Source organism: Gemmatimonadota bacterium, from assembly GCA_009838845.1.
Lineage (GTDB): Bacteria > Latescibacterota > UBA2968 > UBA2968 > UBA2968 > VXRD01.
In genome coordinates this window covers 1-20,794 of the sequence record VXRD01000157.1, presented here as the reverse complement: position 1 = coordinate 20,794, position 20,794 = coordinate 1, and the positions used below count along the sequence as shown (strand labels likewise).

17 protein-coding genes are annotated in these 20,794 nt (G+C 52.8%); 15 read left to right on the top strand and 2 right to left on the bottom strand.

What is annotated here, in order from left to right:
• Positions 1-75: 75 nt before the first annotated feature.
• The 11 genes from hisB to F4Y39_22010 all read left to right on the top strand — a co-directional run bounded on the left by hisB (position 76) and on the right by F4Y39_22010 (position 13,054).
• Positions 76-666 carry an imidazoleglycerol-phosphate dehydratase HisB gene (gene hisB / locus F4Y39_22060; GenBank protein ID MYC16422.1) on the top strand — a complete coding sequence of 197 codons (591 nt, stop codon included), beginning with the start codon at positions 76-78 and terminating at the stop codon, positions 664-666.
• Positions 663-1,220, top strand: coding sequence for an HAD family hydrolase (locus F4Y39_22055; GenBank protein MYC16421.1), 558 nt, complete (start codon positions 663-665; stop codon positions 1,218-1,220). The genes hisB and F4Y39_22055 overlap by 4 nt, the downstream gene beginning before the upstream one ends.
• 11 nt (positions 1,221-1,231) lie before the next feature.
• A complete protein-coding gene (locus F4Y39_22050; GenBank protein MYC16420.1) occupies positions 1,232-2,368 on the top strand; it encodes a glycosyltransferase family 4 protein in 1,137 nt (378 codons plus the stop codon).
• A 130-nt stretch (positions 2,369-2,498) separates the two neighbouring features.
• A complete protein-coding gene (locus tag F4Y39_22045; protein ID MYC16419.1) occupies positions 2,499-4,025 on the top strand; it encodes a DUF2029 domain-containing protein in 1,527 nt (508 codons plus the stop codon).
• Between the two features lie 271 nt (positions 4,026-4,296).
• Complete coding sequence (locus tag F4Y39_22040) at positions 4,297-5,589, top strand: AAA family ATPase (GenBank protein MYC16418.1); 1,293 nt, start codon at positions 4,297-4,299, stop codon at positions 5,587-5,589.
• Positions 5,586-6,131: a TIGR02646 family protein gene (locus F4Y39_22035; GenBank protein ID MYC16417.1), complete on the top strand. Its 546-nt coding sequence runs from the start codon at positions 5,586-5,588 to the stop codon at positions 6,129-6,131. Before F4Y39_22040 ends, F4Y39_22035 begins: the two co-directional genes overlap by 4 nt.
• A gap of 178 nt (positions 6,132-6,309) precedes the next feature.
• Positions 6,310-8,715: a YfhO family protein gene (locus F4Y39_22030; protein ID MYC16416.1), complete on the top strand. Its 2,406-nt coding sequence runs from the start codon at positions 6,310-6,312 to the stop codon at positions 8,713-8,715.
• Positions 8,690-10,210, top strand: coding sequence for an oligosaccharide flippase family protein (locus tag F4Y39_22025; protein ID MYC16415.1), 1,521 nt, complete (start codon positions 8,690-8,692; stop codon positions 10,208-10,210). Before F4Y39_22030 ends, F4Y39_22025 begins: the two co-directional genes overlap by 26 nt.
• A 121-nt stretch (positions 10,211-10,331) precedes the next feature.
• A complete protein-coding gene (locus tag F4Y39_22020; GenBank protein MYC16414.1) occupies positions 10,332-10,946 on the top strand; it encodes a class I SAM-dependent methyltransferase in 615 nt (204 codons plus the stop codon).
• Positions 10,947-11,031: 85 nt separating this feature from the next.
• Positions 11,032-12,084: an NAD-dependent epimerase/dehydratase family protein gene (locus tag F4Y39_22015; protein MYC16413.1), complete on the top strand. Its 1,053-nt coding sequence runs from the start codon at positions 11,032-11,034 to the stop codon at positions 12,082-12,084.
• A 16-nt stretch (positions 12,085-12,100) separates the two neighbouring features.
• Entirely contained in the window at positions 12,101-13,054 is a 954-nt protein-coding gene (locus F4Y39_22010) for a glycosyltransferase family 4 protein (protein MYC16412.1), read from the top strand.
• Between the two features lie 5 nt (positions 13,055-13,059).
• Here the strand turns inward: F4Y39_22010 and F4Y39_22005 are convergent, their stop codons facing one another.
• Positions 13,060-14,139, bottom strand: a complete 1,080-nt coding sequence (locus F4Y39_22005; protein ID MYC16411.1) for a glycosyltransferase family 4 protein — start codon at positions 14,137-14,139, stop codon at positions 13,060-13,062.
• A gap of 128 nt (positions 14,140-14,267) precedes the next feature.
• On the opposite strand from F4Y39_22005, the gene F4Y39_22000 reads away from it, so the two are divergent.
• The 4 genes from F4Y39_22000 to serS all read left to right on the top strand — a co-directional run bounded on the left by F4Y39_22000 (position 14,268) and on the right by serS (position 19,622).
• Positions 14,268-15,797, top strand: a complete 1,530-nt coding sequence (locus F4Y39_22000; protein ID MYC16410.1) for a hypothetical protein — start codon at positions 14,268-14,270, stop codon at positions 15,795-15,797.
• A gap of 87 nt (positions 15,798-15,884) precedes the next feature.
• Positions 15,885-16,814, top strand: a complete 930-nt coding sequence (locus F4Y39_21995; GenBank protein ID MYC16409.1) for a glycosyltransferase family 2 protein — start codon at positions 15,885-15,887, stop codon at positions 16,812-16,814.
• Positions 16,815-17,939, top strand: a complete 1,125-nt coding sequence (locus F4Y39_21990) for an SDR family NAD(P)-dependent oxidoreductase (protein MYC16408.1) — start codon at positions 16,815-16,817, stop codon at positions 17,937-17,939.
• Between the two features lie 399 nt (positions 17,940-18,338).
• Positions 18,339-19,622, top strand: a complete 1,284-nt coding sequence (gene serS, locus F4Y39_21985) for a serine--tRNA ligase (GenBank protein ID MYC16407.1) — start codon at positions 18,339-18,341, stop codon at positions 19,620-19,622.
• 97 nt (positions 19,623-19,719) lie between these two features.
• Here serS and F4Y39_21980 read toward each other — a convergent pair whose 3' ends face one another.
• Positions 19,720-20,586, bottom strand: coding sequence for a hypothetical protein (locus tag F4Y39_21980; GenBank protein ID MYC16406.1), 867 nt, complete (start codon positions 20,584-20,586; stop codon positions 19,720-19,722).
• Positions 20,587-20,794: the final 208 nt, after the last annotated feature.

The window sequence follows — 20,794 nt, the reverse complement described above, 5'->3', positions numbered from 1 at the left end:
TATTCGTCTATTCGTCTATTCGTCTATTCGTCTATTCGTCTATTCGTCTATTCGCTTTAAAAAAGGCACATCCCAATGTCCTCTCGCACGGCACACATCCAGCGCAAAACCTCTGAAACCGACATCGACCTCAACCTCAACCTCACGGGCACGGGAGAATCGCACATCGACACGGGCATCGGCTTCTTTGACCACATGCTCACAGCCCTTGCTCGCCACGGCTTATTCGACCTCACCGTCACCTGCAAAGGCGACCTCGAAGTCGATGCCCACCACACCGTCGAAGACGTCGGCATCTGCCTCGGTCAAGCACTATCTAACGCACTGGGCGACAAAGCCGGCATCGCGCGATTCGGCTCTGCGTACGTCCCCATGGACGAAGCCCTTGCCCGCGCCGTGGTCGATCTCTCTGGCCGCGCGCACCTGATCTATAACGCCGCATTCGCCGAAGAACGCATCGGCGCATTTCCCACGGCACTCGGCCTCGAATTTTTCACCGCACTCGCGCACAATGCCCGCCTGAACCTGCACATCGACCTCATCCGCGGCAACAACGCGCACCACGGCATGGAAGCCATCTTCAAAGCCGTCGCCCGATCCCTGCGACAGGCCGTCACTCTCGACAATAGGATCAGCGGCATACCCTCAACCAAAGGAAGCCTGTGAACGCACAACCCGCAGCATTCATCGACCGCGACGGCACAATCAACATCGAGGTCCACGACCTCAACCGCGTGGAACAACTCCAGCTCATACCGCGCGCGGGAGAAGCTATTGCGCGTCTCAACCAGACCGGTTATCCCGTCATCGTCATCACCAACCAATCCGCCATTGCGCGCGGCCTGCTCACAGAACCTGGACTCTCTGAGATCCACCGCGAACTCAAACGCCAATTGTCAGCCTGCAACGCATCCATCGATGCCATCTACCACTGCCCCCATCACCCCGATGGAAGAGACAACTGCACCTGCCGCAAACCTGCGCCGGGCATGATCTTACGCGCCGCCAGTGAACACAACATCGACCTCGCGGGTTCTATCATGATAGGCGACAACGCAACCGACCTCGAAGCCGGATGGAATGCAGGCTGCCGCGCAGCCCTCGTGCGCACCGGCTCTGGTGAAAACGCCCTTGCAGAAATCGACCGACAAACGCGCGACCGCATAAGCTACATCGGCAACGACTTATTTGACGTCATAGACCAGATGCTCTGGGAATGAACCATCTATAAATGAACATCTTACACACCTTATATGACGACATCGACAACCCCTGGTGTGGTGGGGGTGGTGCCCTGCGCACATGGGAAATAGCCCGTCGTCTATCGCACAAGCATCAAATCACCATCCTGACAGGCGCGTATCCCGACGCCCTCAGAGAAGAAACCCGAGAAGGCGTACACATCCGCCGCGTGGGATCGGACCGCTCGTACCTCCTCAGCCGAATGAGCTTCGCCCACCACGCCTCCCGCGAAATCACCCGCGCAAACACCGACCTGTGGGTCCATCAATTCTCGGCCTTTGCCCCCCTCTTCGTCTCCGAAAAAAAAAGGCGCGACAGCCTCCTCGAATTTTCCCATTTCATGGGCGATCACGCCATCGCGAAATATCCCCTGCTCGGCCACATTGCCCGCAAAGCCGAACAGCGCGCCCTGCGCCTTCACCCGCACATCCAGACCGTCTCGCCCACCGTCACGCGCCAGCTTGAAAAACGCGCACCCCACGCGCAATTTTACCTCGTCTATAACGGCATCGATCAAATCTGTTTTGAAGCACCCTGGGCAGAAGAGAACTACATCCTCTATTTTGGGCGCACGGACATCCACAACAAAGGCATCGACATCCTCCTATCCGCCTTTGCCAAACTCAACGCACCCGACATCCGCCTCATCCTCTCGGGTCGCGGAACCCCGCAAAGCAAGCGCGAAATACGATCCATCGCCAACCATCTCAACATCGCAAACCGCGTCGAATTTACCGGCGCTGTCACACCCGAACAAAAAAACATCCTCCTGGGCCATGCCCTCTTCGTCTGCACCCCCTCGCGCTACGAAGGCTGGGGCATTGTCGCCATTGAAGCCGCAGCCGCAGCCAAAGCCGTCATAGGCACCGACATCCCCGGCTTAACAGATGCCATCCGCGCCGATGAAACCGGCCTCCTCGTCCCAGCGGAAAATCCCCAGGCACTCGCCAGCGCCATGAACCGCCTGCTCGGCGATCCTATCCTGCGCAAACGCCTGGGAACAGCAGGGAGAAAATGGGCCGCCCAATTCACATGGGACCGCACAGCACAAGCGCAAGAAGAGGTCTATCTGAAAGTTGTTAAATCACTGTCAGAATCAGGATGGGCAGAGCCTGCACTGGAATGATTCTATCCAGTGATGAATAGCCTGCCCCTGCATGGTGTTGAGCAGGGGGCAAAAGCAAAAACCTCTGGATCGCGGCTAAAAACCTGCCGCGATGACGGCTTTATGTTGATTCACCGACTACTGACTACCAATGACTAAACGAACCACAACACACCTCTTCATCTTCCTCCTCTGCATCTACGCCCTCACAGCGGGCGGACACTACGGAGGCGATGGATTTTGGAATTACCTCACCGCGCAAAGCCTGGTGCGCGATGGCGACCTCGTCATCTCCGATGAAAGCTTCACCCTGCCCGAAATGCAAAAACACCGCGATGCGGTCACCTCATCTGGACACCAGTACTCCAAATACGGACCCGGCATGCCCCTCGTGGAAATACCCTTCTACGCCATTGGCCTCCTGTTCGCTGGCATCTTTCCCAATATCCCCGCCGACTACCTCACCATGTTCACCACCTCAATGACCAACGTGGTCATATCCGCCCTGTGGGTTCTCGTCTTCTTTTTAATCCTTCAATCATTCAATTACCCACCATCCACCACAAAATGGCTCACAGGCGCTTTTGCACTCGGCACCATGGTCTTTCCCTACTCGGGATACGGCTTTCCAGAACCGCTCGTCGGGCTCGGCTTGCTCATCGCAACACATGCCCTTATCAAACGCTCTTCCTCACCCATCCTTGCAGGAATCGGCTTTGGCATTGCCATCCTCACCAAATTCTACACCCTCGTCCTCCTGCCAATCCCCCTGCTCTATCTGCGCCGCACCCAACACACCACATCGCGCATCGCCATCTTCCTATCGCCCATCGTCGCAGCCTGTCTTCTGATCGCCTATCACAACCACCTGCGTTATGGCAACATCTTACTCACCGGATACCACCTCGACATCCTCGCCCAAAAAGGCGGCTATCTCGCCTTTATACCCACGCAGATCTTCACCGCCTTTTACGGCCTGCTCTTCAGCACCGGACGCGGCCTCCTCTTCTTTTTTCCGCTAATATGCCTCCTCCCCATCGCCTATCACAAATTCCGATCATCGCACCCAGACGAAGCGCGCCTTTTTCTCGGCTTCATCCTGATGCTATTTATCATCCTCTTACCCATGATCGACTGGCATGCTGGCTCATCGTGGGGACCGCGTTATTTGCTTCCCATCCTCCCCTTTTGTATCTTCCCCCTCGGCGTCCTCGCCGATATCAAGTGGACGCGCCGCCTCACCGTCCTCGGCTTCTTCGTACAACTCCCCGCCGTGCTGATGAATCCCTATCTCTTTACGCACCTTGTACAGGACAAAAAAATAGGCGCGACAATCTTCGCGCCTCACCAAATGGGCGACCTCCTCTTCTCGCCCAATCTATCCCCCATTATTGGCGGCTACTACCAGATCACCTCGGCAATCTGCCGCCTCACAACCGGGCAATCGCTCGACTACACCATCTCCTCTGGCACAGAGCGCATCGTCTCTGCATCTCTCAAAAACTACGACCTCATCGACATGTGGTGGGTCAATGTCCTGCGCACAAACATCCTCAGCCCAACCATGACCCTCGCACTCATCCTCGTCGTAATCTGCCTCATAATCATCGCCATCTACGCTGCGCGGCAAGCCATGTATTGTACGAAAAAAAAGTCAGAATCAGGATGGACAGGATAAAAGGATGGGCAGAGCCTGCACTGGAATGATTCTATCCAGTGATGAAAGTCAAAACCACTGGATCGCGGCTAACACCATACCGCGATGACGGCTTCAAGTTGATTCGCTGACTACTGGCCACTAACCGCAATAACAAGCACAGATAGACAGTCTTTTTTTCACCGATCCAATAGCGTGCAGCACTTGACGCAGCACCTGATTTACTATATAGATACAATCAATAGATGTTGGCCGCACAACACCGGGCTAAACTCAAAATACAGGAGGTGCGATCGTGAAATTGAAATCCGTAACAATTGAAAATTATCGCGCCATAGAAAACCTCGAGCTACCTCTTGACCCAACGCTAACCGTGTTGCACGGAGCCAATGGACACGGCAAAACAAGCGTTCTGAGCGCGATTTCAGTGGGTCTAAGAGAGAGTCTGGAATCTTTTCTCGATGAATTGTCCTTTGATCTTTCCGAGGAGGATTGGCGCGAGGGTGCGGCATCTCCTCGGATCGTGGTCGAGTCAATAGATGGAATCATAGGGGAACGGCGAGGAGATAAAGCGACAGATGAACGAGAAGAAGCTCAGAGAATAGCCGTAAATGATGCGATGCGGTCGGGATTAGAAGAAGCTCTTGCTACAAGAGAGGAAGATATGCCGATAGTCGCCTTCTATGGTACTGATCGCATGTTATCCGATATACCAGACTGGGTATTGTCACAACGTGGTTCCCAATACGAGCCCTCTCGTCGTGACGCGCTGAAGGGTGCCCTTGCCCACACAGATTTCGAGGATCTCTTGACCTGGTTTTATTTTAAAGAAAACGAAGAGCTTCGAGAACGGAGAGAGCGGCGCGATTTCGATTATCAACTCAAAGATGTATCCGTGATTCGTCAGGCTATCTCCTCCATGCTCCCGGAAGTATCCGACCCGCGTATCGAGTTAAATCCACTCCGCTTTGTAGTATCCCAAAAATCCGAGGAAGGCCGGGTAGAAAAACTCTCTCTTAATCAATTGAGCGGCGGCTATCGCATCGTACTCGCACTCGCAGCGGACCTCGCGCGGCGCAGGGCACAGGGCAACCCACACATGGACAACCCACTCCAATCCGAAGCCATTGTCCTCATCGACGAAATCGAACTCCACCTGCATCCGGCGTGGCAGCAACGCATCCTCAACGACCTCATGCGGACATTCCCCAACGCGCAATTCATCGTTTCCACCCACAGTCCTCAGGTACTGACAACCGTTGAACCAAAACACATTATTGTGGAACTGTACCGAGACGACGACAACATCGCTACCGGGGCACCAGCAGGGGCAACTTATGGCGCTGAAGCGGGAGATGTGCTCGCCGCGGTAATGCACGTAAGCGAACGACCTCCCGATAACAAATTCACAGAAGCCCTGGATCAATACCGGCGTCTGGTCAGCGAAGGAAAAGGCGAAACAAAGGAAGCCTTAAAGCTCAGGCGCAAGCTCGAAAAACTTTCGCCCCGCGATTACGCCCTTATCAGTGCCGACCTCGAAATCAAGCAACGCAAGCTATTCAAGCAGATGGCCGAATCGCAATGAAGAAAATTCGAGGTTTGAACACGCCCACGCCCGGCCTTGCTGAATATCGCAATATTGTGGAAGCCAATGCGAATTGGACCGAATTCTGCTCTCACAATTCGGGAGCGTCACGCAATGAACTCATGGATGCGCTGGCCCAAAACCAGCATGGACTTTGCGCCTACTGCGAGATTGCAATCCCAGCATGGCCTCGTCAGATTGAACACGTCATTCCGAGAAGCGATCCGCAACAAGGAGCCGAGAGAGAGGTTGATATCACCAATATGATCGCGTGCTGTGTCGGTGGAACCAGATCGAAGGCAAGGAAGAGCGGAGGACATACCTGTGGCCAGGCAAAGGGGAATCAGAACGACGAAAACTTTATTGACCCCCGGCTACTACCCGCCCGCCCGTCGCTTACCAAGGTCCTTCGCGATGGCAGTATCACAGTCGATGAAGAAGCGTGCGAATCTGAAGGTATTCCCGTCGCTCGCGTAAGGAAAACGATTGAGATTCTAAACCTGAACGCTGAACGGCTCCGGTTAACGCGGACAAAATACTGAACTTGTCGAACGGTCAGGACAATTTGACGATCCAGATAAAATGAACGCCTGGATACGCTCCGTGTTGATACCTGATGAGAACGGTCAATTGGCCTCTTTCTTCACGACAGCCCGATCTTACTTTGATCCACTCAGCGAATCCATCCTCGCGCAACCACCTCAAAAATGGATATAAACTATGCCTCCTCGCCGTTCTTCCCAACCAAAACCCCCTTCTACACTCACCAACCTCCTATCCCGCCCATGGGTACCCATTGTATTCTTTGCCCTGCTCACTGCCGGCTATTTCTATCACATCCTCATCACGGGCGACGTGATCTACGGCAGTGACACCGGTGCAGAATTTCACAGAGGCAACGAACCTTTTGCAGAAGCCCTGAAAAAATTGCCGCCAAAAAACTGGAGCCGATTTATGGGCGGCACCCCGGAATCAGCCGCACTGCGTCCGCAATACTATCCCCTCGTCGTCATCGACCTCTTCACCAGCGAACACCGCTATTTTGGCTGGCGTTACATCTTCGCCATGTTCACAGCAGGCTACTTCATGTACCTCTGCACACGCAGCTTTGGCCTCCATCCCCTCGCAGCCCTCATCGCAGGTGCGGCCTACGCCTCTGCCCCTGCATTCCTCTCCTTCTCGCAGGCCGGGCACTATGCAAAAATGACCGTCATCGGCCTCTTTCCGCTCATGTACTGGGCACTCAACCGGGGCATGGACACGCGGCGCATCATCTACTTTTTAATCCTCGGCGGCACCGTCGGCATCGCCATCTACAGCCCGCACCTTCAGATGGCCTACTTTGCCCTCTGGGCACTGGGCCTGCTCTTTCTCTACAAACTCTTATGGGGCCTATCCCGTAACGGAGCAAAAACCGCCCTCTATCAAACCCTCCTATCGGCAGGCGCGATCTGCCTGGGCCTCGCCATAGGCGCAGAAGGCGTCATCCCCCAATACTGGAACACAACAACATCGTCAAAACGCGCGGTTTCCGAGCAACAAACCGACGACGGCTATGAATTTGCCTCATCCTGGTCGCTTCATCCCGAAGAAATATTCGCCCTCGTCATCCCCGAATTTGTCGGATTTGACACAAACACAACACCCCACAAATACTGGGGACGCAACGCCTTCAAAATCAACTCCGAATACATCGGCATCGTCCCCCTCTTCTTCGCCATCCTCGCCCTCTCGCGCATACGCAAAAAGAACCACATCGCATTCCTCCTCGGCCTCTTCATACTCGCAGTCGCCTATGCACTCGGACCCCACACCCCCCTGCACAAACTCCTCTTTCACATCGTCCCGGGCGTCAGCGTACTGCGCGCACCTGGCATGATCGCCTTTCTCTTTGCCTTTGCGCTATGCGCCCTCGGCGCGTACAGTCTCCACCGCCTCATAACCGACGACATCACCCCCGAAACCGCAAAAAAACTCGGCATCGCAGGCGGAATATGCACCGCCATCCTCCTCCTATTTGCCTTTGCCCCTTCTGCACTCCTGTCCCTCTGGCAAAACATCGTCTGGACGGACATATCGGCATGGCAAGAGCTTATAGTAAAAACCAGAGATACATCCTTCACCCGTCTCCAAATCGCCCAGAATAACCTTCCCATCGCAGGACAGGGCGCATTGCTCGCCGCGCTCTTCGTCGGCATACTTACCGTCATCTCGTATCTCCGCGCACAAAACAAACTCCAAATCCACACCTTTGCCCTTGTGCTCCTCACCGTCCTCCTCATCGACACCTGGCGCATTGACAAACTATTTCTCAACTACGTCAACCCCAACCGCGTTCCACCACAGGAGCGCATCAACGCCGACGCCGTTGCCTTCCTCAAACGCGACAACAGCCTCTTCCGCGTACTCGCCCTACCCGACCACAACCAGATGCCCTTGCCCGGCATAGACCTCGTAACCGGATTCAACGACTTCGCCATCAGGCGTTACGACCACATCCTCAAATCCGACGCACTCTACAACCCCAACCCCGCGATCCGCAACCTCCTCAACACCAGATACATCGTCGCCCCATCTGAACTGGGTGATCCATATCTCCAAAAAATTGCCGGACGTCAGGGCCTGCACATCTACCGCAACCCCGGTGCATTACCCTGGTTCTATCTCGCGCCCCAATACGAAATCATCCCCGATGAAAACCAGATCCTCCAAAAATTGACCGACACCAACACCAACCCCGTACAAACAGCACTACTCGAAGAAAACCCCCGCATCACCCCCGACACCAACACCAGTGAAACAGGCAGCGTTGAACGCCTCGAATACAACGAACACCAGGGCCATCTCAAACTCGGCACAACAGCCCCGGGACCCCGCATCCTCGTCATCTCGCAAAACCACCACCCCAACTGGACTGCCACCGTCAACGGCGAACCCAAACCCCTCATACGCGCCAACTACCTCTGGACCGCAGTCGCGCTTGAACCCGGCGAACACATCGTCGAACTCACCTACCGCGACCCCATCGTAGCCACCACGCGGTGGATCACACTCGGCGGTATCGCCATCCTCCTCATCGCAATCGCGCTGTGCATATACAATGAAAAAACCGACAACACCAACTGAAGCATCCGCTATCCAGCGCATAGCGCACGGCGCGATACAAACCTTCGGCAGCACCTATCCCGCGCGCCTCATCAACTTCGCGGTCCTCCTCCTGCTCTACCAGATCCTCGTCCCCGAAGACTTTGGCGCCATCACCACAGCCTATTCGATCCTCGCCCTTGTCATCGCCATTCGAGACTTCGGCTTGCACTACGCCCTCTTGCACGAACACGACAACGTCCATGAATTCGCACCCACGCACTTTGTACTCAGCATTAGCCTGGGCAGTATCAGCACACTCCTCGCCCTCTGCATCGCCCTCTATTCCGAACACCTCTTTGAACTCTTCAACACCTACCTCGGCTTTACAGACACCCAAAACTACCCCAAAGTCGCCATAGCCCTGGGCATACTGGGCGCATTCGACCTCCTCCGAACAGCCGCACTCACCGCCGAAACCCAGCTACAGCGCAACCTCGAATTTGGACGCCTCGCCTTTGCACATGCAGGAGGAACCATCCTCGCAGCCCTCGTCGGCCTCGGCCTCGCCTACCTCGGATATGGCAAATGGGCACTCATCCTCGGATTTTTCCCATACAGCGTCACCTATATCCTCTTCTATTGCACCGTCGTCTGGCTCCGCCATCCCCCTCCCCTGAACCAGCTACACACCTTCAACGCGCAAGCCGCGCGGCGCATGATCCGCTACGGCGTCTGGTTCTGGATCGGCGGCATACCCAAAATATTCATTCAACACTACGACAAACTCATCATCAGCCTGTTCTTCGGACTAAGCCTGCGCGGCATATACGACGCCGCACACAATTTTGCACAAATACCCAGCGGGGCCATCACCATGGTCATCGTACGCATCACTGCCACAGTGTACGCGCGCTACCAGAACAACCGCGACCAACTCTCCGCAGCATACCGCCGAACCTCGCGCCTCATCCTCCGCACCACAGTCCCCATCTCCCTCGTCCTCGCGCTTGAAGCCAACCGATGGATACACATCTTCAAACCCGACTGGGCACCTGCCGCTCCCCTGCTCCAATGGCTCATCATCTACTCCCTCTGCCGTCCTATCCTCGACGATGTACACGCCCTATTCTACAGCGCAGGCAGCCCCAAAAGCATTGCAAAATTCTCTGCGGCGCAAGCCCTCATCCTGCTCATCCTCGCCCCCTATCTCGCCCATCACATGGGAGCCGTAGGCATCGCCATAAGCATGAACGCCATCGCCATTGTCGGCCTCATCCTCGCACTCATCCTCGTACGCGCATATGTCGATATCCCCATCGCCAAAACATTCGCGCCCCCGCTCATCGCCGCAGCCATTGGCACGGGCATGCACTTTGCCAGTACCGAATGGCTCAACACATTGCCAATCCCAATAGGCGTCCTCGCAGGCAGCGCGATCTTCACCACGGGTTATGGCTCGGGCCTCCTCATCGTCGAACGCAAAACACTCATCGACGAAATCAAAACCGTCATCCGCGCTATTATAAAAAAATAGGGACGAACACATAGGTTCACCCCCACCATTTAACCGAAAAGTATTTTACACCCGCAACAATGTCTTTGACAAAAATACATCCACAATACATATATATCAAGACCATCTCGAATCAATACAAATGGCACGATACGAGCAGTCTCGTACCCGACAACATATGAAACGAACACTTGATCTCGGTTGTGGTTCAAACAAAAGAGCCGGTGCAATCGGTGCAGATATCACGCGAGGCTCCGCTGCCGACGTTATTGTCAACCTCGAACAATTCTTTTACCCATTCAAAGACAATACCTTCGATCACATCGTTTTCAGCCATGTAATCGAACACCTGACGGATATCCCGCGCGCAATGGAAGAAATCTGGCGTATCTCCAGCCCCAACGCTTGTCTGGAAGGCGTCACACCCCACTTTTCCTCGTCCGCATCCTATACCGATCCCACCCATCGCCACCATCTCAGCTACCGCACCTTCGATTTTCTGTCTGAGCCATTTCCGAACCCTCCCGGCAAACTGCGTCGATTTTTGAATATCTTTTACAAAATCGAAGCCCTCGAACATCGTCCGAGAGTGGTTGAAAAATTCCAAAAAATCGAAGTCCGGCTCACATTCAATCCTCTCTTTCGCAGGCTGGGTATCGAATGGCTGGCAAACATCTATCCCGAGCTATACGAATCCTTTTTTGCTTTTATATTTCCCGCTCGAGACATTGTTTTTCGCTTGAAAGTAAAAAAATAATTAGAATTTGACCTTTCCCCATCAAAACCCTATTTTTTCCATTCGCCAAATCACCAACTGATAGCTGAATGCTGGAAGTGCATCCATGAAAACCCTCCTCGTCACTGGCTCATCGGGCCTCATCGGCTCAGAAGTCTGCATCTATTTTGCCGAACAGGGATATATTATCCACGGCATTGACAACAACCAGCGCGCCGTCTTTTTTGGTCCCCAGGGAGACACGCGCTGGAATCAAAAACGCCTGAACACCGTCCTGAAACACTTCCACCACCACGAAATAGACATCCGCGACCGCACGGGCATTTGCGAACTCCTATCCCAAATAAAACCCAGCGCTATCATACACGCAGCCGCCCAGCCCTCGCACGACCTCGCCGCACGCATCCCCTTCGACGACTTTGACACCAATGCCGTCGGCACACTCAACCTCCTCGAAGCCGCGCGTCAAACCTGTCCCGAATCCCCCTTTATCCACATGTCCACCAACAAAGTCTATGGCGATGCCCCCAACCACATCCCCTTAAAAGAACTGGACACCCGCTGGGATTACGACGACCCCGCGTACAAACACGGCATCCCCGAAACATTTACCATTGACCAGTCCAAACACTCGCTCTTTGGCGCATCCAAAGTCGCCGCCGACATCATAGTACAGGAATACGGGCGTTATTTTAACATGCCTACCTGTTGCCTGCGCGGCGGATGCCTCACCGGACCCAATCACAGCGGCGTTGAACTACACGGCTTCTTGAGCTACCTGGTCAAATGCAACATGGAAAACCGCACATACACCATCTTCGGTTACAAAGGCAAACAGGTACGCGACAATATCCACGCCCTCGACGTTGCCCGTTTCATGTGGGCCTTTGTCCAATCCCCCCAATGCGGCGAAGTCTATAACCTCGGCGGCGGAAAAAACAACAGTTGCTCCATCCTCGAAGCATTTGACCTCGTCGCCCAGTATTCCGAAAAAAAAATGCAATACACCTATACCGACCAGAACCGCGAAGGCGACCATATATGCTATTACAGCGACCTTCGCAAAATGAAATCGCACTACCCCAACTGGGACATCACAAAAACACTCGAAGACACCTTTGCCGAAATTGTCTCAAGCTGGCAGAAACGGCTCATATAATCCGGAGAACTTTATTATGAAAATCCAGGTCTATGCCTGCCATGAAGGCGTACAGGAAAGTTTGTTGCGCGAATGGGTTTCACGCGGACATGAAATCTACCTCACCGAAGGCGTTGGAAAATGGGATGAAACACGCGCACCAGTAGCCCAGGGCGTCAAACGCGAATGGCCGAACAATCCCGATGTCTTATGGGTCGGCTCAACGCAGGACGTGGGACAGGCCTTTTTGTACAAATGGAAAAAATTCCGCCCTGGTATTCCCATAGTACTCACCCACTGGTGGATTCCGTCAATCAAGCGATTTGCGGGAACCGTTTACAAATTCGCACATCAAGTCAGCGTATGCGAATGGGGCCGCGAATATCTCCTGAAACGCTGGAACATAGACTCAGCAGTCATGTACTGTCCGGTCGATGCCGACATCTTCACCTTAAGAGAAGAAGACCCCGACCCCAAGCGCGTCTTATGCGTGGGCAATCACTTTGCATCGCGCGACATCATGGGATGGGAATACCTGGAACCCATCATGCACAAAGTCTATGAACAAGACCCCGAAGTACACTTCGAATTCTTAGGCGTCAATCCCGAAATCGACCCCAACAACTATCCCAATGTCTCCAAACGCGCCCTCCCCCAAAATGAAATGCCCGACTACCAGGCCAGAGCGCGGTGCGTTGTCATTACCACCACCTTCAACCTCATACCGCATTCTCTATTGGGCGCAATGGCACTCGGGCGCAACATCGTCGCATTTGATCTCCCATCCCTGCACGAAGTCATAGAACACGAAAAAAGCGGGTACCTCATTCCCCGTTACGACACCGACGCCTTTGCCAAACAAATACTCCAACTCACCAGCACACCCGTCAACCCGGAAATAGGCCGCAAAGCGCGCGAAAACGTATTGGCCAAATGCGACCACCGGCTCGTAGCATCGCAGTATGAAGAACTTTTTAATAGCGTATCATAGGGCGTTCAAAGAGCCAGTACCTCTTCATACACTTGAGAGGTTTGCTCGGCAGCACGCTGCCATGAAAACTTTGAAGCTCTGCGAATTCCTTCAGCACTCATTTTAGTACACAATCCTGCATCATTTGTCAGAGTGTACATAGCGTTCTTTATCTCTTCTATCCGGTAAGGATCTACGAGAGAGGCCGCGTCGCCCGCCACTTCGGGCATACTCGATGTATTACTCGTTATGACAGGGCATCCACAAGCCATGGCCTCGAGAATAGGAAGGCCGAACCCTTCGTACATTGAAGGATAAATAAAAAAACGGGCGAGCTGAAATAGGCGAATCAACTCATCTTCAGATACGTAACCTTTGAAGATAATGTCATCCTGGAACGCTCCTGGAATGGTCAAAATATCGTCGAAAAGCCACCCTTTTTTTCCTACAATAATCAGTTTGTCACTGATCTTTTCTTCTGTCCGAAGGGAGATATAGGCTTCAATGATTCTCTTGAAATTTTTTCTCGGCTCCAGAGTACCAACAGTTAGGATAAAGTCTTCCCTTTTTTTTTCTATTGGTCTAAACTGCTCAGAAACCCCTTCATAGACCACATCAATTTTATCCTCGGGTATCTCGAAGAGATCAATGAGATCCTGTTTGGTGGTGTTGCTAACGGCAATAAAACGATCCACAAACCGGAATCGATACTTCAAAAAATATTTAAAATACAGGACCCTTCTGGTGGTCTGCCACCTGGGAAAAAGAAGGGGAATAAGGTCGTGAACGGTCATAACGACCCTGGAATTGGGACGAAAAAAAAATGGCGCAGTCACTGTGGGACAATGAACCAGATCGAAATTTGAAAGATTTTTGGGTGGGAAAAAAACAGCCGAAAAAAGACCGCTCCCCAATACCAGAGTCGGATCATGGTAGATCACATGGGTATGAGCAGGAAAAAGAGAATGAGGAAGATCTGATGGTGCAATAAGCGTCAAAGCAAGCTCACTACGATTTAAAAGCTGGTAAGTGAGATTGGAGATATACTGCTCAACCCCCGCAAAATATTTATTTTTTAGTGCCTCAACGGTAATGGCAATTTTCAAAACGGCATTCTCCTTTTCCAATCGCGTGAATAATTTTAGGCATTGAATTTTCCGGTAGCATATTCTACAACCTGTGAATTCTCAATCAAATACTTTATAAAAAAATAACAAATAAAAAGTTACATATCATGAACAAAAAACACCAACAAAAGACATCCTCTCCCCTCTTTAACCTCGCGCAGCACGAAAGCAAACCCTATTTCTTGCCCGCGCTGGGCCTGTGCGGTTTGCTCATGGGCATTCTCCTCTTCGACGCCAACCTCTCCCTCACCGGCGACAATGCCCAATTCATCAACCTGGGGCGATCCCTTGCCGATGGGTATGGACTCTCGGAAACCATAGAAGGCGAACCCATCCCACACACCAAATACCCCTTTGGATTTCCGCTCCTCCTCGCCATCACCCACATCCTCTTCCCGGGCAACCTCATCGCACTCAAAAGCCTCGTCGTCCTCTTCTACGCCATCTCGATCCCACTCACCTATCTCCTCATCCGCCGCTTTGCCAGTCCCCCCATGGCACTCGGCGTAAGCGCGCTATGTCTCGCCTCCCCTCTCCTGTTGGATTACTCGCACCAGGTCATGTCCGAAATCCCCTTTCTCCTATTTTCTCTCATCGCACTCCTCCTCCTCCACCGCGCACACAAGTCCGATACCCTATCCGCACTCGCCCCTGCAATCATCGCCATAATCGCAGCCTACTACATCCGCAGCGCGGGCATCATCCTCATCGGCACCGGCATCATCTTTTTTGCCCTGCACAAAAAATGGAAAGAAGCGGGCCTCATCGCCATAGGCAGCTTCCTCCTCGCCCTCCCCTATCAAATCCGCAACACATCACTCGGCGGCACCTCCTACATCGAACAATTCCTCAGCATAAACCCCTATCGCCCGGAAGAGGGCATGCTCACATTCACCGCCCTGATCGAACGCATCCTCGCAAATCTCGAACTCTACAGCCAACTCGTCATCCCCTACATCTTGCTACCCTTTTCTATCGACACCGACTCTTTCGTCGGCGTCGGCCTCTTCTTCTCCGCCCTGATCCTATACGCCCTGATCGTCGGACTCATAAAACGGCACTTGCTCATCGTGTACCTCACCTGCTATCTGGGCCTCTACATCCTCTGGCCTGATACGTGGTCCGACACGCGCTTTCTCGTCCCGGCCATACCCATCCTCTTCTACGCCATCCTCACCACCATGGACGAACTGCTCCGACTTCTCGCCCGAGCACTCAAAAAAACCGCCTCGCGCGCGGGCACCGTACTCTTTTTTCTCTTTCTCCTCGGCTCAAATATCTATGAGACCAACTACCTCGCCGAACGCATCGGGTGGTTGCCACCCAACTGGGACACTTACTTTGCCGCTGCAGAATGGATTAAAGACAACACCGATCCAGATGTCAAAATCGCCTGCCGCAAGCCCTATCTCATGAACGCAATAGCCAACCGCAAAGCCACGAGCTACGCCTGGAAAACACCAGATGAGGTGATTGCCGAATTTGAACAAAAAAACATCGACATCGTCGTCATCGACCAGATTGGATATCAATCTACATCCGAATTTCTCGTCCCCGCCATCCAGACACATGAAAACCGCTTTAAAATCATCCACATCGCACGCAATCCCAACACCTACGTCTTAAAATTCAAATGAACACCCGATTCACATTTGTAAAAAGACGCGCCCTTTGCTATCTTTGTCTTTTAACTCTAATCCTCTAACCTCAACAACACGCGCCCCATGCCCGACCTCAGCCTCGTCATACCCCTGCTCAACGAAGAAGAAAGCCTGCGCCCGCTCATGGAACAAATCCGCGGCGTGCTCGCCACCCAGGACCGTACCTACGAAGTCATCTTCATTGACGACGGCAGCACCGACGGGTCAATCGCCGTATTGGAAGACCTGCACAACACCTACCCCGAAGTCAAAGTCATCCAATTCCGACGCAACTTTGGCAAAGCCGCGGCTTATACCGCTGGATTTCAACGCGCACGCGGCACATACATCATCACCATGGACGCCGACCTGCAAGACGACCCGGCAGAAATTCCCAACCTGCTGGCCAAAATCGAAGAAGGCTATGACCTCGTCTCTGGATGGAAGAAAAAACGCTTTGACCCACTGGGCAAAACCCTGCCCTCCAAATTCTTCAACTGGGTCACGGGCTTTGTATCGGGCATCGACATACACGACTTTAACTGCGGCCTCAAAATCTATCGCAGCGAAGTCACAAAAGACATACGCGTACTCGGCGAACTCCACCGCTACATCCCCGTACTCGCCCACATGGAAGGATATCGCATCGGTGAAATTCCCGTCCAGCACCACCCGCGACAATACGGCGTAACCAAATACGGCTGGGGGCGCCTGCTCAAAGGATTTTTAGACCTCCTCACCGTCATGTACATCGGCAAATACATGGGTCGTCCCCTCCACCTCTTTGGCACAGTGGGCCTCATCTTTGGCACCATAGGCATGCTCATCAACACATACATCGCATCCCTATGGCTCCAAACCGGCACCATTCAATACCGGTATCCCCTCCTGATGCTCGGGGTCTTTCTCACCGTACTCGGCGTGCAATTCGTCTGCACGGGCCTGCTCGCCGACATGCTGACCCGGGGACCACAGCCCAATGAAAAATTCAACATTCGAAAAATTCTTGAATAAATGACCACCAAAAACATCCTCGTCACCGGCGGCATGGGATTTGTAGGCTCTTACCTCGTCGATAAACTCGTACAGCGCGGACACCGCGTCCGCATCTTTGACAACCTGGACCCTCAGGTACACCCCAACCGCGAATTGCCGGATTACGCCAACCCCCATGCCGAATTTATCCAGGCCGACATCCGCGATTACGACGCCTTGAAAAAAGCCCTTCAAGGCATTGAAATCATCTTCCACAAAGCCGCCGCCGTTGGCGTGGGACAATCGCAATACGAAATTAAAAAATACGTTGACGTCAACACCGGAGGCACGGCGAACCTGCTCGACATCCTCGTCAACAACAAACACAACATTGAAAAACTCATCGTCGCAGCCTCGCAAACCAGCTATGGCGAGGGCCGCTACACATGTGCAGAACACGGTCCACAACACCCTGGTCTCCGCCCAGAAAACCAGCTAAAAAGAGCCAACTGGGAACACAAGTGTCCCGTATGCAAAAAGGACATGCCTCCAGCACCCGTACCCGAAGACACCGAACGCTTATGCCACACCATCTACGCACAAACCAAAACGCATCAAGAAGACATGGTCCTCAACATAGGTCGCGCCTACAAAATACCCTCAGTAGCCCTGCGCTACTTCAACATCTTTGGACCCCGGCAATCGCTCTCCAACCCCTATACGGGTGTCACTGCCATCTTCATGAGCCGCCTCAAAAACAACAAAAGACCCGTCATCTACGAAGACGGCAAACAATCGCGCGACTTCATCTCCGTCCACGACATCGTACGGGCCAACATCCTCGCCATGGAAAAATCTGAAGGAGATTATCAGGCCTTCAACGTCGGCAGCGGAATCGGCACATCCATTGAACACATCGCCCTGACCCTGTCCAACATCCTGGGCACTGAACACCTCGCGCCCCACATCCCCGGCACCTATCGCCAGGGCGACACCCGCCACAGCATTGCCGACATCTCGCGCATAAAAAAAACACTGGGCTTTAAGCCCAGTGTCAGTTTTCAACACGGCATGGAAGAACTCGTCGAATGGGGACGAGACCGCGAAGCCATAGACGGCTTTGCAAAAGCGCAAGACGCATTACAACAACGAGGCCTAATTTAAGCCGGAACAAATTCACGAACGGGAACCCGTTCCCGTATCTCGTGATCCCAGCGCAACATTGACCGAATCTTTTCAGACCGGTCAACATCACCGTGAATCGCATAAAACAGCGCGCGATACGCCATTTGGTCGCGTTTTTCCAGATCGATGCACGTCATGTTATTTCTCCTTCTGTGGGTGACAGTTTTTCTTTACCTTTATCTATAAGCAAATCCCGTGCCACTTTTATTATTTTTCATATTATTTTTTTTAATAGCTGATTTTACAGAACTTATCCCAAAACGCTCATATATAGCTGAAAAATTCATGTGGCAAAAATGGAACATTATGGTCAAAATGACCACCTGTAACCCAACAAATTGGCACATTTTTTCCTATTCTCTTCAGGAGTAATCCTTCATGCTCGACATCAACCTCATTCGCAAAAACCCCGAATACGTCATCCGGGCATTAAAAAAACGCATGGACGACATCGACTTCACGGACCTGCTCGTCTGGGATGAAAAGCGCCGCGCGCACATCGCAGAAGCCGGACAGCTACGCGCAAAACGCAACAGCGTCTCCGCCCAAATCCCCCAAATAAAAAAAGCGGGCGGAGACATCGCCCAGATACAAACAGAAATGCGCGACGTCTCGAACCGCATCAAAACCATTGAAACCGAACTCGCGGAAATCGAGCAAAACATCCATCTATTTATAGAAAGCCTCCCCAACATACCCGCAGACGACGTACCCCCCGGAGACAAAGAAAACAACCGCGTCGTACGCACCTGGGGCGAAAAACCCGCACCCGACTTTGATCCCCAGGACCACATCGAACTCGTTACCCATCTGCGCCTGATCGACTACGAACGCGGCGTCAAAATGGGCGGAACCGGATTCTGGCTTTACATCGGCGACGGCGCACGCCTCGAATGGGCCTTGCTCAACTACTTCATCGACAGCCACATTGACGACGGCTACGAATTTGTATTGCCCCCACACATACTCAACGAAGCATGTGGCTTTACCGCCGGACAATTCCCCAAATTTGCCGACGACGTATTCCACCTCAAAACCGGCGACGACAAAGTGCAATTCCTCTTGCCCACCTCTGAAACCGCATTGATCAACTTCTACCGGGACGAAATCATCCCGGAAACAGACCTCCCCAAAAAATTCTTCTCCTACACCCCCTGTTATCGCAAAGAAGCCGGCAGTTATCGGGCACAGGAAAGGGGCATGATTCGCGGTCACCAATTCAACAAAATCGAAATGTTCCAATTCACCCGCCCCGAAGATTCCGAAGACGCGCTAGAAGAACTCATCGACAAAGCCGAAAAACTCACCCGGGGCCTGGGCCTGCATCACCGCGTCTCCATGCTCGCCGCAAAAGACGTCAGCGCATCCATGGCCAAAACTTATGACATTGAAGTCTGGATCCCCAGCATGAACGAATACAAAGAAGTCAGCTCTGCATCCAATGCCAGCGACTATCAGGCAAGACGCGGCAGCATCCGATTCAAACGCGCAGAAACCGGCAAAAACGAACTCGTACACACCCTCAACGCCTCGGGCCTGGCGACCAGCCGCATCATCCCCGCAATCGTCGAACAAAATCAAAACAGTGACGGCAGCGTCACCATTCCCGAAGTTCTACGACCTTATCTGGGGGGAAAAAAGATTTTTGAACCCGTGGATTAGTAGGGGCGGTGCCCCTGTGCCCGCCCGCGAACAGTACAAAACAAAGCCCGCCGGAAAAACCGACGGGCTAAGGGTCTGTAATCTGCCTGAGAAACGCCTACCCCGAGCAATTCGAGCCACTGGCATCTGTAATACCCTGAAGCCACGTTTGAAAGGCCGCATCAAGCGGCGCACATAGCCCTGTATTAGTAAAGTAAAATTCCTTCAGCTTTATCAGTCCGGTCAGGCTCTGAGGAAGCGCACCCGTCAAGGATGTGTTATCCTCGAGACTCAGAAGCTCAAGATTGGAGAGTTTACCCAATTCTGTTGGAATCCTACCACTCAACTGATTGTTGTGAAGAGCCAATAGCGTAAGGTTAGATAGATTGCCCAATGCTGTTGGAATCGCACCGCTCAACTGATTGTCGCCGAGGTCCAGTTCAGTGAGATTGGACAGGCTACCCAATGCTGTTGGAATCGCACCAACCAACTGATTGCCCCAAAGATGCAAGTGAGTGAGATTGGGAAGAGTGAACAATTCAGAGGGGATTGACGTCAGTTGATTATCTCCCAGATACAGCCAGGTAAGCGCGGTCAGGTCATCAAAGAAACCATCGGGCAAGCTACTGAGTTGATTCCCTTCCAGGCTGAGCGTTGTCAGACCAGTCAGACCAGATAAATCCCCAGCCTTTAGTTCTGTGAGGCTTGCATCATCCAGAATGAGAGAATTTATTGCAGACAGATGCACTCCTGTCACATCGCCGCAAGCGCTTACAGGCACTTGTGCCATAATCCCGTCGCGCACGGCATTTGTGCGATCACATACCGACAACCCTGCGCCACAATTTGAGCCATTGGTTTCTTCAATGCCCTGAAGCCACGTTTGAAAGGCAGCATCAAGCGGTGCACATAACCCCGTGTTATGAAATTGAAATTGCTCCAGCTTTGTCAGCCCACTCAGGCTTTGAGGAAGTGCTCCTGTCAAGGATGCATTATCCTCGAGCGTCAAACCCACAAGATTGGAGAGTTTACCCAATTCTGCTGGAACCCTACCACTCAACTGATTACTGTGAAGAGTCAGGACTATAAGGTTAGATAAATTACCCAATGCTGGTGGGATTTGACCACCCAACTGATTACGGTTAAGACCCAGTGTCCTAAGATTAGACAGATTGCCCAATGCTACTGGAATC

Coding starts and splice junctions, on each gene's coding strand:
- hisB (MYC16422.1), top strand. CDS start 76: ATGTCCTCTCGCACGGCACACATCCAGCGCAAAACCTCTGAAACCGAC.
- F4Y39_22050 (MYC16420.1), top strand. CDS start 1,232: ATGAACATCTTACACACCTTATATGACGACATCGACAACCCCTGGTGT.
- F4Y39_22045 (MYC16419.1), top strand. CDS start 2,499: ATGACTAAACGAACCACAACACACCTCTTCATCTTCCTCCTCTGCATC.
- F4Y39_22035 (MYC16417.1), top strand. CDS start 5,586: ATGAAGAAAATTCGAGGTTTGAACACGCCCACGCCCGGCCTTGCTGAA.
- F4Y39_22030 (MYC16416.1), top strand. CDS start 6,310: ATGCCTCCTCGCCGTTCTTCCCAACCAAAACCCCCTTCTACACTCACC.
- F4Y39_22025 (MYC16415.1), top strand. CDS start 8,690: ATGAAAAAACCGACAACACCAACTGAAGCATCCGCTATCCAGCGCATA.
- F4Y39_22020 (MYC16414.1), top strand. CDS start 10,332: ATGGCACGATACGAGCAGTCTCGTACCCGACAACATATGAAACGAACA.
- F4Y39_22015 (MYC16413.1), top strand. CDS start 11,032: ATGAAAACCCTCCTCGTCACTGGCTCATCGGGCCTCATCGGCTCAGAA.
- F4Y39_22010 (MYC16412.1), top strand. CDS start 12,101: ATGAAAATCCAGGTCTATGCCTGCCATGAAGGCGTACAGGAAAGTTTG.
- F4Y39_22000 (MYC16410.1), top strand. CDS start 14,268: ATGAACAAAAAACACCAACAAAAGACATCCTCTCCCCTCTTTAACCTC.
- F4Y39_21995 (MYC16409.1), top strand. CDS start 15,885: ATGCCCGACCTCAGCCTCGTCATACCCCTGCTCAACGAAGAAGAAAGC.
- F4Y39_21990 (MYC16408.1), top strand. CDS start 16,815: ATGACCACCAAAAACATCCTCGTCACCGGCGGCATGGGATTTGTAGGC.
- serS (MYC16407.1), top strand. CDS start 18,339: ATGCTCGACATCAACCTCATTCGCAAAAACCCCGAATACGTCATCCGG.